General features: G+C 70.0%; 18 protein-coding genes and 1 pseudogene. 5 read left to right on the top strand and 14 right to left on the bottom strand.

Annotated features, from left to right (window positions below):
* Nucleotides 1-13 precede the first annotated feature (13 nt).
* From ACZ4UV_RS02930 to ACZ4UV_RS02920, 3 genes are all read right to left on the bottom strand, one after another.
* Nucleotides 14-763 (bottom strand): glucose 1-dehydrogenase, encoded by a 750-nt coding sequence (locus tag ACZ4UV_RS02930; protein WP_467835555.1) that lies wholly within the window; start codon nt 761-763, stop codon nt 14-16.
* A gap of 272 nt (nt 764-1,035) precedes the next feature.
* A complete protein-coding gene (locus tag ACZ4UV_RS02925) occupies nt 1,036-2,058 on the bottom strand; it encodes an LLM class flavin-dependent oxidoreductase (protein ID WP_467835552.1) in 1,023 nt (340 codons plus the stop codon).
* A gap of 123 nt (nt 2,059-2,181) precedes the next feature.
* Entirely contained in the window at nt 2,182-2,580 is a 399-nt protein-coding gene (locus ACZ4UV_RS02920) for a MarR family winged helix-turn-helix transcriptional regulator (protein WP_451016407.1), read from the bottom strand.
* A 507-nt stretch (nt 2,581-3,087) separates the two neighbouring features.
* Between ACZ4UV_RS02920 and ACZ4UV_RS02915 the strand changes: the two genes are divergently transcribed.
* The gene (locus ACZ4UV_RS02915; RefSeq protein WP_467835550.1) at nt 3,088-3,927 is read left to right on the top strand and encodes an NADP-dependent oxidoreductase; all 840 of its coding nucleotides are present in this window, start codon (nt 3,088-3,090) and stop codon (nt 3,925-3,927) included.
* A gap of 162 nt (nt 3,928-4,089) precedes the next feature.
* Here the strand turns inward: ACZ4UV_RS02915 and ACZ4UV_RS02910 are convergent, their stop codons facing one another.
* From ACZ4UV_RS02910 to ACZ4UV_RS02900, 3 genes are all read right to left on the bottom strand, one after another.
* Entirely contained in the window at nt 4,090-4,728 is a 639-nt protein-coding gene (locus ACZ4UV_RS02910; RefSeq protein WP_467835547.1) for a DUF6518 family protein, read from the bottom strand.
* 212 nt (nt 4,729-4,940) lie between these two features.
* Nucleotides 4,941-5,630, bottom strand: coding sequence for a DUF4142 domain-containing protein (locus ACZ4UV_RS02905; protein ID WP_451016406.1), 690 nt, complete (start codon nt 5,628-5,630; stop codon nt 4,941-4,943).
* 534 nt (nt 5,631-6,164) lie between these two features.
* On the bottom strand, nt 6,165-6,701 hold the full coding sequence (locus ACZ4UV_RS02900) for a DUF4760 domain-containing protein (RefSeq protein ID WP_451016394.1): 537 nt from the start codon (nt 6,699-6,701) through the stop codon (nt 6,165-6,167).
* Between the two features lie 76 nt (nt 6,702-6,777).
* Here ACZ4UV_RS02900 and ACZ4UV_RS02895 point away from each other — a divergent pair, with 76 nt between their 5' ends.
* A complete protein-coding gene (locus ACZ4UV_RS02895; RefSeq protein WP_451016405.1) occupies nt 6,778-7,488 on the top strand; it encodes a type 1 glutamine amidotransferase in 711 nt (236 codons plus the stop codon).
* Between the two features lie 64 nt (nt 7,489-7,552).
* On the opposite strand, the gene ACZ4UV_RS02890 is transcribed toward ACZ4UV_RS02895, so the two are convergent.
* The 8 genes and pseudogenes from ACZ4UV_RS02890 to ACZ4UV_RS02855 all read right to left on the bottom strand — a co-directional run bounded on the left by ACZ4UV_RS02890 (nt 7,553) and on the right by ACZ4UV_RS02855 (nt 12,996).
* Nucleotides 7,553-7,753 (bottom strand): DUF397 domain-containing protein, encoded by a 201-nt coding sequence (locus ACZ4UV_RS02890; protein ID WP_451016393.1) that lies wholly within the window; start codon nt 7,751-7,753, stop codon nt 7,553-7,555.
* Nucleotides 7,750-8,510: pseudogene (locus ACZ4UV_RS02885) on the bottom strand (helix-turn-helix domain-containing protein). Before ACZ4UV_RS02885 ends, ACZ4UV_RS02890 begins: the two are co-directional and overlap by 4 nt.
* Nucleotides 8,511-8,799: 289 nt before the next feature.
* Nucleotides 8,800-9,855: a C-terminal binding protein gene (locus ACZ4UV_RS02880; RefSeq protein WP_467835543.1), complete on the bottom strand. Its 1,056-nt coding sequence runs from the start codon at nt 9,853-9,855 to the stop codon at nt 8,800-8,802.
* 15 nt (nt 9,856-9,870) lie between these two features.
* On the bottom strand, nt 9,871-10,350 hold the full coding sequence (locus ACZ4UV_RS02875) for a hypothetical protein (RefSeq protein ID WP_467835540.1): 480 nt from the start codon (nt 10,348-10,350) through the stop codon (nt 9,871-9,873).
* Between the two features lie 55 nt (nt 10,351-10,405).
* Entirely contained in the window at nt 10,406-10,999 is a 594-nt protein-coding gene (locus tag ACZ4UV_RS02870) for a hypothetical protein (protein WP_451016390.1), read from the bottom strand.
* Nucleotides 10,996-11,433 (bottom strand): hypothetical protein, encoded by a 438-nt coding sequence (locus ACZ4UV_RS02865; protein ID WP_451016389.1) that lies wholly within the window; start codon nt 11,431-11,433, stop codon nt 10,996-10,998. Before ACZ4UV_RS02865 ends, ACZ4UV_RS02870 begins: the two co-directional genes overlap by 4 nt.
* 180 nt (nt 11,434-11,613) lie before the next feature.
* A complete protein-coding gene (locus ACZ4UV_RS02860; RefSeq protein ID WP_467835537.1) occupies nt 11,614-12,189 on the bottom strand; it encodes an NUDIX hydrolase in 576 nt (191 codons plus the stop codon).
* Nucleotides 12,190-12,213: 24 nt separating this feature from the next.
* Nucleotides 12,214-12,996, bottom strand: coding sequence for a hypothetical protein (locus tag ACZ4UV_RS02855; protein ID WP_467835534.1), 783 nt, complete (start codon nt 12,994-12,996; stop codon nt 12,214-12,216).
* Nucleotides 12,997-13,180: 184 nt separating this feature from the next.
* Here ACZ4UV_RS02855 and ACZ4UV_RS02850 point away from each other — a divergent pair, with 184 nt between their 5' ends.
* The 3 genes from ACZ4UV_RS02850 (at nt 13,181) to ACZ4UV_RS02840 (ending at nt 15,211) form a co-directional block, all read left to right on the top strand.
* Nucleotides 13,181-13,684: an ATP-binding protein gene (locus ACZ4UV_RS02850; protein WP_467835531.1), complete on the top strand. Its 504-nt coding sequence runs from the start codon at nt 13,181-13,183 to the stop codon at nt 13,682-13,684.
* Between the two features lie 402 nt (nt 13,685-14,086).
* Nucleotides 14,087-14,227, top strand: a complete 141-nt coding sequence (locus tag ACZ4UV_RS02845; RefSeq protein ID WP_451016385.1) for a hypothetical protein — start codon at nt 14,087-14,089, stop codon at nt 14,225-14,227.
* A 165-nt stretch (nt 14,228-14,392) separates the two neighbouring features.
* Complete coding sequence (locus tag ACZ4UV_RS02840) at nt 14,393-15,211, top strand: SAM-dependent methyltransferase (RefSeq protein ID WP_451016384.1); 819 nt, start codon at nt 14,393-14,395, stop codon at nt 15,209-15,211.
* Nucleotides 15,212-15,290: the final 79 nt, after the last annotated feature.

Below are 15,290 nucleotides of genomic sequence, written 5' to 3'. Positions count from 1 at the left end.
CGGGCGGACGGGATCACACCTGCTTGGCGCCGCCGTCGATGAAGATCTCGGTGCCGGTGATGAAGCTGGACTGGTCGGTGGCGAGGAAGAGCGCGAGGTCGGCGACTTCTTCCGGCCGGCCCATGCGGCCGAGGGGGACGATGCCGGCGAGGGTCTGCCGCAGTTGCGCGGCACCTTCCTCGTCCGCGGCGAGGCCGTTGAGGCCGGGGGTGGTGATGGGGCCGGGGGAGATGGTGTTGACGCGGATGCCGCGCCCGCTCAGTTCGTTGGCCCAGGTGCGGGAGAAGGCGCGGATGGCGGCCTTCGAGGCGCCGTAGACACCGAAGGCCGGATCGCCGGAGACACCCGCGATGGAGCCCGTGAGGATCACGGAGGCGCCGTCGACCAGATGGGGGAGCGCCTTCTGGACGGTGAAGACGGTGCCCTTCACATTGCTGTCGAAGGTGGTGTCGTAGTGCTCCTCGGTCATCTGGTCGAGGGGGGCGAACTCGCCGCCGCCGGCGTTGGCGAACAGGACGTCGATCCGGTGTCCGGCGTCGGCGACGGTGGCGTAGAGCCGGTCGAGGTCGGCCAGGTTCGCGCTGTCGGCCTGTACCGGGGTGACGTTGCCGCCGATCTGCTTGGCGGCCTCGTCGAGGGTTTCCTTGCGACGCCCCGTGATGTAGACGTGGGCGCCTTCCTGTGTGAAGCGCTGGGCCGTGGCCAGCCCGATGCCGCTGGTGCCGCCGGTGATGACGACCGTCTTGCCGTCCAGCTGTCCCATGATGTCTCTCCTGTATCCGTGGGGGCCTCCTCGGCCCGAGTTCTTTAGCTTTCAACCACCCTGCGGGCGGGAAGGTGATGTGTCAACCATTTAGATGATACGTCACCTACTTTGTCGTTCGTTGGTTCAGTGGTCCATCGCGGCGTGCGCGTGTGCGTCCTTCGCCTGAGTGTCCGGCTGCCGCATCACGCCGGGGGCGAAGATGCCGCCCGGTTCATCCGCGTCCGCGCGGGACGCTGCTTCCCCTGGCGGCACCTGCCGTGGCGCTGGCGTCAGCGCCAGCCGAGTTCCGGCGCGACGTGGGTCAGGATGCTGCTGACGACATGCGCGTTGTAGTCGACACCGAGCTGGTTGGGCACCGTGAGCAGCAGTGTGTCGGCGGCGGCGACGGCCTCGTCCTCGGCGAGCTGCTTGACGAGCACGTCGGGCTCGGCGGCGTAGGACCGGCCGAAGATGCTGCGCGTGCTGGGATCGATGTAGCCGATCTGGTCCGTCGAGTCGCGGTCCCGGCCGAAGTACGCGCGGTCCCGGTCGTCGACGAGCGGGAAGATGCTGCGGCTGACCGACGCCCTGGGGGAGCGGGTGTGTCCCGCGGCGCGCCACGCCTCGTGGTACGCCTCGATCTGCTTGCGCTGCTGGACGTGGAGCGGCTCGCCGCTCTCGTCGTCCTTGAGGGTCGAGCTCTGCAGGTTCATCCCGAGCCCGGCGGCCCAGGCCGCGGTGGCGTTCGAGCCGGAACCCCACCAGATCCGGTCCCGCAGCCCCTCGGAGTGCGGTTCGATGCGCAGCAGGCCCGGCGGATTGGCGAACATCGGCCTGGGGTCGGGCTCTGCGAATCCCTCACCCCGGAGCACCTCGAGCAGTTCCTCGGTGTGTGCGCGAGCGAGGTCGGCGTCGGTTCCGCCCTCCGGCGGCCGGTAACCGAAGTGCCGCCAGCCGTCGACGACCTGCTCCGGTGAGCCCCGGCTGAGACCGAGCTGGAGTCGGCCGCCCGAGATCAGGTCGGCCGCGCCCGCGTCCTCCGCCATGTACGGGGGGTTCTCGTAGCGCATGTCGATCACACCGGTGCCGATCTCGATCCGGCTGGTGCGCGCGCCGATCGCCGCGAGCAGCGGGAACGGTGAGGCGTGCTGCCGGGCGAAGTGGTGAACCCGGAAGTAGGCGCCGTCCGCCCCCAGCTCCTCCGCGGCGACCGCCAGGTCGATCGCCTGCAGCAGGGAGTCCGACGCGGAGCGCGTCTGCGAGTGCGGCGACGGCGTCCAGTGCCCGAAGGACAGGAACCCGATCTTTTTCATACCGCTTTCAACAATCGGTGAACGTGTTCATTCCGCCTTGACCCGGTGGCCCGGTGATCCGGCCGGGCGCCGAAGCGCCGGCGAGGTCTCTGGGGGCGGGCGGGCCTCTGGGGGGACTCCTGGTTACTTGGTGTCGATCTTCCCGATGACCGTGTCGGTGATCTCCGCGAGGAGGGTGACCTGACCGGGCGAGAGGTGGTCGAGGAAGAGGCGCCGGACGTCCTTGACGTGCTGTGGTGCGGCGGCTTCCAGGGCGGCACGGCCGGCCGGGGTGACCGTCATGTACGCCCCACGTCCGTCGTCGATGCACTCCTCCCGGGCGACCAGGCCGCGCTTCGCCATGCGTGCGAGCTGGTGCGACACCCGGCTCTTCTCCCACCCGAGCACCTTCGCGAGTTCCAGCACGCGCAGTCGGTCGCCGGGCGCGCGCGTCAGTTCGGCGAGTACGGGATAGTCGGTCGCGGACAACCCGAACTCGCTCTGCAGCGTCCGCCCGGCCTGGTTGACCAGGAGGTCGTGCATGCGCAGCATGCCGCGCCAGGCTCGTTCCTCGACCGGGCTCAGCCAGCGGGGTGCTTCCTCCTCCATGGGCCCACCTTATGAGAAGGTTGACCCTTCCACCATCGTGCCCGCGAGGCCCCGGACGACTGCTCGTTCCCGAGCAACCATGCCGTCAAGGCTTCCGCCTCCGAGGCCCCTCTGCTGATCGCCGGGCGCCGCCTGGGCGTGCTGGTCCTGCTCGTGGCGCTCCCGTAGGTGCGGGCGCGCGGTTTGTTCGCTCGTCGGCTCACGGCAGCGGTCCGCGTCGGTGGTCGGCGGCGCGGAAGTCCGGTCTGTGTCTGACCGCCCGGGGCGCCCGGTCGGGTCCACTTCGCGGGTGCAGCGCAGCGAGATATGTGATACATCAACTATATGTTTCGCGTGTATGAAGCGCGAACTTGGCGAGGAAGGGGGCGAGTCGTCATGCCGAATGCCGTCGTCATGACTGGGTACGGTCCGCCGGATGTCCTGAAGTGGGCGGAGGTTCCCGTGCCGGAGCCCGGTGACGGGGAGATCCGGATCAGGGTCCGTGCCGCGGGGGTGGGCCCGACCGACCTGGACATCCGGTCCGGCCGCCTCAGGTTCCCCCTGCCTCCGCAGCCTGTGCTGGGCTACGAGGTGGCCGGTGTCGTCGATGCCGTCGGTCCCGGGGTCTCGGGCACGCACGTCGGTGACGAGGTGGCCGCCGTGCTCTTCGGCCGCGGAGGCTACGCCGAGTACGCGGTGGCCTCGATCTGGGCACACAAGCCGGAGTCGGTGTCCTGGGTGGACGCCGCCGCGCTGCCGAGTTCGGTGGAGGCCGCGGCCGGCGTTCTCCGGCAGTTGCGGGTCAAGAGCGGAGAGACGCTGCTGCTTCTCGGCGGGGGCGGTTCGGTGGGCGTGATCGCGACGCAGCTGGCGGTCGCCCGGGGCGTGCAGGTCATCAGCGCCGTGGGCGCGCGGGACGAGGACCTGGCCAGGAAGCTGGGGGCATCGCCGGTCCGGTACGGCTCCGGTCTCGTGGCCGCCGTCCGGGCCCTCGGATCCGTGGACGCCGTCTTCGACGCGGCCGGTAAGGGGGCGCTCGCCGACGCCGTGGAACTCGCCGGAGGGCCGCAGCGTGTCATCACCCTGTCCGACCATGCGGCGCCCGAGTTCGGAGTCGTGCTCTCGGCGCCCACGGCGGACCGCGCTCCCGGCGCCCTGGACGAGGGCATGGCCATGCTGGCCGAGGGGCGGCTGCGCATGAAGAGCCGCAGGACCATGCCGTTGCAGGAGGCCGCCGAGGCGCATCGACTGCTGGAGAGCGGGGGCGTGCGGGATCGCGTCATCCTCACCCTCGACTCGTGATCCGACGACCATGAGCTCTCGGCGGGGAGCTTCCGTACGGCCGTGAAGGAGGCCCCCCGAGGGTTCGAGGGTTCGTGGGCGTGGGCGGGGCCTCCCGGGCCCCCGAGCCTCCCGCGCTGGGCCGGAAGCCCGCCCTGGTAGTACCGCCCCGTCCCGGCGGCGTCAGACCGATCCGAGTAGGCCGTCGAGGATGCCCTTCTCGGCAAGGTAGAAGACGAGACCGCCCACGGGGGCGAGAACGGGGCACAGCCAGTACCGGTACACCCCTGCGCGCGCCAGGTAGGCGGTCAGAAGAGCGGTGAGCAGCGCGCCGACGGTCAGGAAGACGGCCGCGTCGTCCCGGTAACGGAGACCCAACCCGAACCAGAGCCCCTCGCCCAGCACCACCATGGTGATGACCGCCCCGGCCACCGCCCGCACGTCCCCCAGCCCTCGCCGTACCGTCCACCCGGCCCATCCCAGCAGGGGCCCTCCGGCAAGTCCCGCCACCGACCACACGGCGGCGGTTCCAAGCCCTCCGCTCCCGAAGGTGCCGCCGAGCGTGGACGCCGTGTAGTAGCCGACGCAGGTGGCGAGCATCATCAACGCCCCGCCCCAGATGGCGAGTTGCCGACTCCGGATCAGGGCGCCGGCCGCGGCGGTCCAGATGATCCAGGTGGAGGTCGAGTTGGTCGCCCGGTCCAGCAGGGGCGCCATCCCGTGCAGGCCGTACGTCGCCCAGCCGAGCAGCAGTCCGAAGGCGGTGGTCGCGGTGAGGACGGTGACGGGGGCGTCGCGCCGGAAGACGGTTACGGAAGCCATGCTTCAGCACTATACACGTGATGTATACACTCGGTGTGTAGTTGCGGAGGGGGGCGCGGCCCGTCTGCCGTCGAGTATCTGACCTGGCAGTTTCCTGTAGGGGTGGGCATCTGTGGTGCCCTCGGGACCGGTGCGGGCCGGACCGGACGGGCTCGCGAGGCGATGTCGGCCGTCCGGCCGGGGGTGTCGGCGGCCCGACGCGGCTTCCTACCTCACCCCACCGTCGGACTCGGCGAGGCCGTGCTCTTCGCCGGCGGAGTGAGGACGACCTGCGGCTGGCCCGCGACCGCCGGCGGCGGAGTCAGGTCCTGGGCCGGAAGGCCGGGCGAGGTGGTTTCCTGGGCGAGGGCCTGGCCGAAGTCGACCAGGCCGGTCTTCTCCACGACCGTGATGTGGTCCAGGACGGTGTCGTTGGCCTGGTCGGCCAGCGCGCGGACCAGCGAGTTCCTCGTGGTGCTGCGGACGCTTGCGATCGTGGTGAGGAGCTGGCCGTTCGTTGCGCGCAGGGTGGTGGCCATGTCCGTGTCGAACTGCTTGCCGCTTTCCGCGTTCAGCCGGGACGCGAAGCCCTGCTGTTGCGGCGACGGCTGGTTGGGCAGCGTGATGCCCAGCTGATCGGCGACATTGCGGCAGGCGGCGTCCAAGGAGGCATCCCCGTCGACCAGATGTTCCCCGGCGTTCCTGACCGCCTTCGTCGTCCCCTTCTTCGACGCCTTCTGGCCGACGGGGTACTCCCACAGTCCGGCCGAGCGCACCTTGACCACGAAATCCCGGTCGGCTTCCGTCAGCGGTCCGGTCGCCGGGGTGGCGACGACCCGTTCGGGCGCGCTGCTGACCTTCTGGACTCCGAGCATGGCGGGGTAGAGGAGGGAGCCGAGGGTGAAGCTGAGCGCACCACCCACGAAGAGAGTTCCCGCCGCCTTCCGTGAAACGAGCACCGTGTCTCCTGATCCGGTTCTTCGGATCCCGCACACACCGACATACGGATGTGAGTGTTCCGCCGAACCTTTTGGGCTCGTCATGGGTTCGTAAAGCCGGGCCGGTGGGTTCCCCCGCAGCGTGCGGCCGCAACTCGGGTTGAGGTGTGCGTCTGTCGCGAATGTCCGTACGGTGGCGCGAAGAAGGGCCGTTCGGCCCTACCGGAGGCCCGGGAAGGGACTGTTGGGCCCTATCGGGGCCGGGTGCCTCACGGCCGACCATGGGGCGGCGACCGGGAGGGGCCAGGTCCACTCCCGCACTTCTGGTCCTTCCCGGCTCGCCGACGACACCGACTGACGGGGAGGACGCCGCTCGGGCGACGGGATACAGCAGTCGAGGACAGCGCGGCTGCGCTGCCGCATGCCGTTGTCGTGACAGACGGGCATCTGGATGTGCGGCGCGGGCGCGCCCCGGTCTGCCCGCACGGAGTGGGAGGACGGGCGGGTCGCCCGAAACGACTACGCCGTCGCCCTGTCACGTCCGTAGGCGCGTTTGCGGGCCGTGCGGTAGACGGCCTGGCTGGATTTGGTGCGGGTGAGTGTGGCCAGGTCCTCGAAGAAGTTGAGGTAGGCGTAGGGGTCGCCGCGCACCTGACGTTCCGCCAGGGCGTACGGGCGTACCACCTCCCAGGTGCGCAGGAGTCGGTAGTGGGTGGCCAGGAAGACCAGGTCCTCGTCGACGACCCGGAACGCCACCAGGTAGGCGAGCATCTGGTAGAAGGCGCACACCCGGTAGACGTCGTCGCGGATGGGCTGTTCGAGGCCGCTGATGCCCTGGTCGGCTCCTTCTCCCGACGCGAGGTCCGCCCATAATCGCTCTTCGCTGTGTACGAAATCGGCCGACCGGCACTCCCTGAAGAGGTCGAGTACGAGCGGTAGTTGGTTGGAGTTGTTCATCAGGCGGATCTGGCGCAGGGTGAGCAGGAGGGTCACCCCGATCGCGGTCATCGAGAGGAGCAGTGTCACCACGTTGACGAGCAGCGTCTCGCTGTCCATCCGTCAAGACTGGCACCGGGGTACGCGGGTGACAACGGTGGGGATGACAAAGCCGAACCGGGATGTGGGGGAGAACATGGCGACGGCTCTGGTGGTGCAGAACGCCGAGCACGGAGGACCGGCACGGTGGGGCCGGTGGCTGGCCGAGGGCGGGGTGGGGGTGGAGGTGGTGCGGGGGTATGCGGGGGAGGTGTTGCCGGGGCGGCTGGAGCATCAGGCGCTGGTGGTGCTGGGCGGGGCGATGCTTCCGGACGACGACGAGCGGGCGCCGTGGCTACCGGGTGCGCGGGCGTTGATGAGGCAGGCGTTGGACGGGGGCGTGCCCGTGTTCGGGATCTGCCTCGGGGGGCAGATGCTCGCGCAGGTGGCGGGCGGAGAGGTGGCGGGCGGGTACGGTGAGCCGGAGTTCGGGAGCACCGTGCTGACCTTGCGGGCGGAGGCGGCCGAGGACCCGCTGTTCCGGGGGCTGCCAGAGCGTCCTACGGCGATCGAGAACCACTTGGACGCCATCGTGCGGCTGCCCCCGGGGGCGCACTGGCTGGCCGGCAGCGAGCTCTGCCCCTACCAGGCGTTCCGGGTCGGTGACGCGGCCTGGGGAGTGCAGTTCCATCCCGAGACCGGACCGGAGCGCATCGCGCAGTGGCCTGAGGGCCGGGCCGAGCGATACGGAGTGGACCGGGAGGAACTGCGCCGGGCGGCGGTGCGGGACGACGCGACCGCGGCCCCCGTGTGGCGCGAGGTGGCGCTGCGGTTCGCCGCGCGTGTCAGGGGCGATGGGGCCGCGTAGCGCGGTCTCGCATCTGCGGGCCCACCGAGCGCAGCAGTTCCAACAGGCCCTGAGCTCAGCGGAGTCAGACACCCCGCTCGACGAACCCCGCCCACGCCTGACGCGACACCGTGACGACGGGCCCGGCGACGGCCTTGGAGTCCCGGACGTGCACAACGGCCGTAGCGGCCGCTACCTCCACGCAATCGCCGCCCTCGGTTCCGCTGTGGCTGCTCTTGAACCAGGCGGGGCCAGATGCAGTGGTCGAGGACGCTGCGTTGTTCATGACGATCTCAGCACCCCTTCAACGAACTCCAGAGACTCTCGCGGAGAGAGAGCCTGCGATCGGATGATCCCATAGCGGGCGTGTGCAAGAGTCGCTTGCTCCGGGTCGGTCTGAAGGGAGCCGATTCCCTGGGCTTCGGCATGCACGACCGTTGTACCGTCCTTGGGTGCGACGACGGTGAACGGTCCATTCACACCGGCGTTGTCCTCGCAGTCGAGCGGCATGACCTGGAGTTCGACGTCCTCTTCTGCCCGATGAGGAGCAAGCGCTCCAACTGGCCGCGCAGGATGGCCTTTCCGCCGTAGGGGCGCCGCAGGGCCGACTCCCACATCACGAAACTCAGGAGTGGTGAGGGCCGCCGGTCGAAGATGTCCTGCCTGGCCAAATGCGCTGCCACCCGCTGCTCGATGGTCTCTTGGTCCAGCGGCGGACGGCGCATTGCCGGCAGCGCCCTCATGTATTCCTCGGTCTGTAGCAGGCCCTTGACCACGAGCATGTCGCAGGCGAGCAGCTCAATGGCCTCTTTCTCCAGGGTCGCCGTCCCCTGGAAGAACACCGGATACTGAGCCTGCTGGACCTGCTCCTTCCCCGCGGTCAGCAGCCCGTCCGCCGTCAGTACCTCATCCGCCCGGTCGATGGTCCGAGGTGAAGGAATCCGTCGTCCCTGTCCGTACGACGCGACGGTCGCGGCGGAATAGCCGGTCAGTTTGCCGAACTCCTCGCGGTCCAGGCCCGCCCGCAAACGCAGAGTCTTCATGCTCTTGCCGAATGCGATGACCACGCCCTTGCCGGCCTCGTCCTCCGGCCGTCGCTTGGCCCCGTCGTCGGTTTCCCGGCCGTCCCCTGGGGCAACCGCTGCCTCCGCCGTACCCTCCGCCACCGACACCACCACCCTCCCCGGCCCAACGCCCCGCGGGGGACCGCCGTAACGCCGCGCGCCTCGTACCCGTACCGGCACCTCGCGTACAGTCACCGGCGTCGGTGCGTCACCCACTGGTCACGCTACGCGACCAACGGCACCCGTGTCCTTCCAACCGCGAGGCCCGTCAGGTCAGCCTGCCGTACCTCGGGGGTCCGCCGGTCGACAGGACGTGCCGTATCTCCGTGGCGACCCGCCGGCGCAGGCTGAGGTCGGAGTCCCGGGAGAGGAACCCGCGATGGCAGGTGGAGACGACCCGCTCGTGAAGTGCCAGCCGACGGTTGGCCGGGTCGTCGGCGGGGTCTTCCGGGGCGTACACGTCGGTCGCGTAACCGCCGAGTCGGCCGCTCTCCAGGGCGTCGAGCACGGCCGCCGGATCGACGAGTCGCCCCCGGGCCGTGTTCACCAGCAGGGCTCCCGGGCGTGCGTGGCGGAGCAGGTGATGGTCGATCAGTCCCGCGTTGGCGTCGTCGAGAGAGGCGTGGACCGTCAGTACGTCCGACTGTTCGAGCAGTTCCCGGAGGGTGTCGGTCGGACGGACGCCGTGTGCCGCGATCGCGTCGGGGTGAACCGCGGGATCGTGGGCGAGCACGGTGCCGAAGAACACGCTCGCCTTCCTGGCGACGGCACTGCCTATGCGGCCGAACCCGATGATCCCCAACGCCGATCCGCCGAGCCTTCTGGGTACGCGGTCGGCCCGGGTGTCCCACCCGCCTCGGCGGATGATCCTGTCCTGGGCGCAGACCCCGCGTTCCAAGGCGAGCACCAGCGCCAGCGCGTGGTCGGCGGTCTCCTGGATGCAGTAGTCCGGCACGTGGAACGAGGGGATGCCCAGCCCGCGCAGTGCCGGGAGGTCGATGTTGTCGGTGCCGACGCCCTGCCGGGCGACGACCTTGCAGCGCCCGGCGTCCGCGAGGGCCCCGATCAGGTCCCTGGTGAGCCGGGCGCGGTGGACGACCACGGCGTCCGCCGTGCGCAGCCAGTCGCGGAACCGGGGGCCGGAGGTCTCGAAGCCCTCCGCGCCGTCCTCACGCGGCAGCCCCAGCCGGATCTCGGTGGCCGTGCCGAACGCCTCGCGTTCGACGGCGTCCCGCGCACCGCGGCCGGGGTCGTCTGCGGCGTCCGCCGCTGCCGTGCCGAGCGCCCACGACGGGTCGGTGTAGGCGACAATCACCTTGGTCACGTCTCTCCTCGGTGGTCAGGCCGGCCATGTGACGACGCCGGACTCGGTGACGGTGCACAGGCCGCCGTCCGCACGCCGCCACCAGCGGTTCCCGGCTGCGTCCCGGAAGGCGATGTCGACGTACGGCCGGTTCCCGATGGGTGTCGTGGAGGCGAGGTTCGTGTCCGTTTCCTCGCCGGGCCGCATGAGGAAGACCGATCGGACGGAGGTGCTTCCGTCGACGGAGGGGCTCTGCGGGAGCTGTTCTCCGCTGACCCGCACGACCACGTCGAATATCGGCTCGTCACCCGCGTTGCGGCAGATGATGTGGATGTCCCGGCCCGACCAGTCCTCCGGCCAGGCGCACACGCCGGAGACCCGGTCGCGGGCGGTGTGGTGCGACTGCTCCTGTCGTTCGGCCTCCAGCGCGCGGACCCTGGCCCGGTCGCGTCGCAGTGTCTCGAAAGCCGCGGTGAGCACGGCCACGTTGCCTATCGCGCCGACCCAGTCGGGCACGGATCCCCACTCCGTCACCAGTGCACCCCCCCCGTGCGCTCTGATCGGTCGGTGGCTATTCGAACCTTCGCCGGGCCCGTTGTGCCGCGCCCGGCTGGTCGTCCAGCGGGTCCGCCTTCGCCCATATCTCGTTGTAGAGGATCATGAAGGGGATAATCAGCGACCACTCCGTGCCGTTCTCCACGATCAGCTGGGGGCTCTGCCAGCCCTGGGCGTTCTGGCCGTTCCCCAGAATGACCTCGTGGCCGTAGTGGGACAGGATGAGCTGCCGTCTGTCGATGATGACCACCCGGAACAGCGAACGATCGTTCATGAGGCGGACGCTGAGGGTCCGGGCGAAGGCGCGCTGCAGCTCCGCCAGGGAGTCCAGCGCACGCTCCTCGGTGTTACGGGAGATCAGGAACCTGACCTCGCCCTCCCGCCGCGACAGCCTTTCCAGTTCCGTGGCGAACCAGGACTCCGAACGCCACTTCCCGGCGCCGTAGCCCATGAAGTGCAGGGACGTCTGCGCCTGCCGCATGCACGTCTCCGGCCGTACCAGCTCCTCGGTCAGTGTCTCCGTTCCGCCGACGACTCCGAACATGCTGAGCACCCGGGCGAGCCGAGCGAGCTCCTGTACGCCGTCGAGCGGGCTTCTTTCCTGGGTCATGTCTCGGCGCCGGACCGTGAGCCGACGCCGAGGACGGTCTTCTCCAGATGATCGAGGTCGGCCGCCCGGAACCCTTCGGTGTTGTCGAGCACGAGGTCCGCACAGTCGCGTACCCGCTGCGGCGAAGACGCCAGACGGGCCGCCAACTCGACCGGGTCGTCAAGGAGTTGCGGCGATCGCGACAGCAGTCTCGCCCGCCTCACCTCCGGGTCGCACACCACGAGGATCTTGTAGAGCCGACCGAGTAGTTCGGTGCTCGGCCGAATGCTCGACGCGTTCTCGATCAACGCGTCGTTGCCGCCGAACACCCCGACGCCGTGCAGGGGCACGTGCGGGAAGGCGTAGTGCTCGGCTCTTTCCGGGCCGAGCACCTTCTGCCAGCGCAGCAGCAGCTTTCCCTCGGAATCCAGGCGGTCGAGTTCGGTCGCGGTCACCGACCTGTTCTCCCAGGGGACGTCGTCCTTTCGCGCGGGCCGGGTGGTCAGCCGGCCGGGAAAGACGACATGGGGATTGTCGCCCAGACGATGTCGCAGAATCCCGAGAAGGGTCGATTTCCCCGCCCCTGAGGCACCCAGTACGACGGCGCCGACGCGCCCCGGGAATTCCACCGTGGATCACTCTTCCGGGAGGCGCAGGTAGCGGAGCAGCTGAAGGGCGCTGCGATCCTCGGAGATGCGTCCGTCGAGAGCGGCCCGGTGGACTTCCTCCTTGGGGTACCAGGACATCGAGATGTCCTCGCCCGCCTCCAGTTTCTGCCCCGCGCTGAGCACGTCCCACCGCGTGGCCACGAAGTAGTGCAGGTCCCATTTGACGGTGGCCCCGCACACGGACGTGGCCAGGTGGCGGAGATCGAGCGGCTTCAGGCCGACCTCCTCCTCGGACTCGCGGACGGCCGCTTCCTCGGCCGCCTGCCGCTCGTCGGCCGCCGTCCGCAGGAAACGCTCGTACTCCGGCAGTGTGTCGAACACCTTGCCGCCCGGCAGACGCAGGTCGTAGGCGTCCAGTTCGTGCCGGTACTCCGTGGTCAGCAGGATCCTGTCCCCGGCATCGAAGACGATCCGCGTGCCGGGGCCCCTGCGGGCCAGTTCGAAGACCTTCCGCTGCCCCTCGACGGAGACGTCCTGCTCCACGATCTCGATCAGTCTGCCGCGGTAGGTGATGCGCTCGTCATCCACCTGGATCGCGTTCACGTGCCCGTTCTCTCCTGTCTCTGGTCAGTATCCCTGCCCGGCCCAGATGCGATCGGTCGTCGCGGCTTCCCTGGGCTGCGAGTGTCTCTTCATTGCGGCCGCCAGCCTGCCGTCGTGCTCGGCGAGCAGTGCGACGGCCTCGCGATGGGTGGGTGTGTCGTACACCGACGACGCGTCGACGCTCTCCAGGGCCGCGAGCACGGCCTTGTCGTCGATCTCCCCGGCGGCCGCCTCGGCGAGCCGCCCGACCATCGCGGCGGTGAGAGCCTCGGCGGGGATGCGGGCGTCCCACTCGCCGCCGGCGAACACCTCGTCACGGAGCGCCTCGATGGCCCGTCGGTCGTACAGGTACCAGCGGAACTCCGTGCTCCCGAGTTCCTCCCAGAGCCGCCACGCGCCCGACGGGTACACGCTGAACGGGGCGAAGGCCTGGACGGGATTGTTGAACTGGTCGTTGTAGATGTGGGACACGAAGGCGAGGTACTGCGCCGGCCGCGGCGGAGCGGCTTCGCCTGCGCCGCCGTAGGGCGACGCGTCGACGTACGACCTGATGCGGTCCCGCTCTTCGAGCAGCCGCGTCTCCACATATCCCGCCGGTTCCTTCTGCTCATTCCCGGCGGACCAGTAAACCCGGTTCGCCGCCGCGGCGACGGGGGCCGCTTTCGCGATGCTGTGCGCGTAGAGCCGGTGGTAATAGGCGGGGCGCCGGTCCATCTGAGGGAAAAGAGAACAGTCGACGGCCCGGTAGTCATGTCCCGAGACGCGTAACAGATGCGCCGCGAAATAAACGTGCGTCATGCTGTCCATGCGGCCTCCAGCTGTCTCCTGCGGGGATTCTTCCTGGACAATGCGCGACGGCGGGGAGCCGAGCGTAGCGCAGCCGCGGTGAAGGGGCACAGAGGTCGTACCCGTACCGGCGTCGCGCGGACAACAGCGTCCGTCGGTGCGTCACCACTGGTCACGCTACGCCACCGACGGGACCGTTGTCGGTATGACGAGCAACCCCCACAGCCCCACCGCACCCGCCCAACTCGCCACCCCCACCGCGCACTTGACCATCGCATCGGACCGTTCGGCCGACCGCGCGTTCGAGATGCGGTTCACCTCCACCCCACGCGGGACGCGGCTCGCCCGCCGCCTGACCGCCGTCCGACTCGACGCCTGGGACATCCCTTACACCGGCACACCCCACGACGACATCGTGCTGATCGTCGCCGAGCTGACCGCGAACGCCGTGCGGCACGGGCATGTCCCCGGCCGGGACTTCCACTTGCGAGTGAACGCCCCGGCAGGCGCGAGGCTCGTACGGGTCGAGGTCAGCGACACCCGCGCCGAACGCGTCCCGCACGGCCCTGGTGCGGCCGGTACCGAGGAGACCGGCCGCGGGCTGCTCCTCGTGTCGTACCTGGCCACCCGATGGGCCTGGCACCCACGCCCCGACGGCCCGGGAAAGACGGTCTGGGCGGAGTACGCGCTTCCCGGCGGGCACGGCTGACCCCAGCGGAGTTCAAGGGTTCGGCGAAGGCGGCCGGAGGCCCCGGAACGGCGCGACGCACGCCATGGGTGCCTGTAACCACCCGCCGGCCGGCGCCCACGCGAGCCACGCCGCCGGAGTCGCCTTGGCCGCCTGGACGACCAGGTCCCGCCCCCCCCGGCCCGGCCCCGCGCAGGTGCGCTGGACCGCCTGCCCGGCGGCCCGCACCTGACGCTTTGCGGTCTGCGCCGCCGTTCGCATCCCCTGCTTGCCACTGCGGGTGCCACCGGCTCGCGGGAAGGCCTGGGTCAGCACCCGCCGACGTGCACCGTCTGCTCACCAGAACTTCACACGGGACGGCGGCTGACGGCGGCCGGGAGGGCAACCCGGCCGGGTGCCGTTCACCGGAAGGGACCCGCCGTCGTGATCGCTGTGGCTGCGTCGCTGCTGCCCGTACTGGGCCTGCTGCTGCACGTAATGGACCGTGTGGAGGACTGGCTGGGCGGCGCACCGCCGACCGCAATCAACGCAGGGTTGCGAACGGGCGTCGCACCGGCCGGCTGACCGGCCCCCCCGCTCATCCGTCTCCGTTCCTCGCCGCGCGGCGAGGACACGTCCGGTCCGCGACCGGTGAACCGGCCGGATGCCATGAACTGCCGTACTGCGCAAGGGGGTTCGCCCTTAGGATGTGCCGCGACCGATCCCCCGGCCGAAGGACGTACCCGCCCCATGACCGACCCCGTGACGACATCCGACCCGGCCGAGCAGCAGCAGAAGATCGACACCTCGGTGCCGCACTCCGCCCGTATCTGGAACTACTGGCTCGGCGGTAAGGACAACTACCCCGTCGACGAGGCGGCCGGTGACGCGTACACCGAGGTGTTCCCCGGGATCGTCACCATCGCCCGTTCGAGCCGGGCCTTCCTGCGCCGGAACATCGCGTATCTCGTCGCCGAGGCGGGTGTCCGGCAGTTCCTGGACGTCGGGACCGGGCTGCCGACCGCGCAGAACACCCACGAGGTCGCCCAGGGGCTCGCCCCCGAGGCGCGGATCGTCTACGTCGACAACGATCCGATGGTGCTGGCCCATGCCCGTGCCCTGCTCACCTCCACCGAGGAAGGCGCGACCGCGTACATCGACGCCGATGTGACGGACCCGGAGCGGATCCTCGAGGCCGCCGCCAGGACGCTGGACCTTGGCCAGCCCACGGCGCTCATCCTCAGCAACATCCTGGGGCACGTCGCCGACCACGAACAGGCCCGTTCCATCGTCGGCCGGCTGATGGCAGCCCTGCCCTCGGGCAGCTACCTCTCCGTCAACGACGGGTCGCGCGGTGTCGACCCCGTCTTCGAGCAGGCCCAGGACGCCTACAACAACAGTGGCGCCGTTCCGTACAACCTGCGCTCCATCGACGAGATCGCCGCGTTCTTCGATGGCCTGGAGCTGGTCGAACCCGGTGTGGTCTCGGTGACGGAGTGGCGGCCGGAGGACGGTTCGGGCGGTTCGGAGGTCGTCGCCGAGCACGGTGGGCTTGCGCGGAAGCCGTGACGGCGGAAACCAGTTCGCCTCGCCTCCCCGGAACGCCCTGCCTAGCATGGAAAAGACGCCGCTGACCCCGGCGGCGTGC

The sequence above is a fragment of the Streptomyces sp. NPDC028289 genome, from assembly GCF_055565975.1.
Note: the sequence above shows the minus strand (reverse complement) of the source record. Positions and strands in the feature narration are given on the sequence as shown.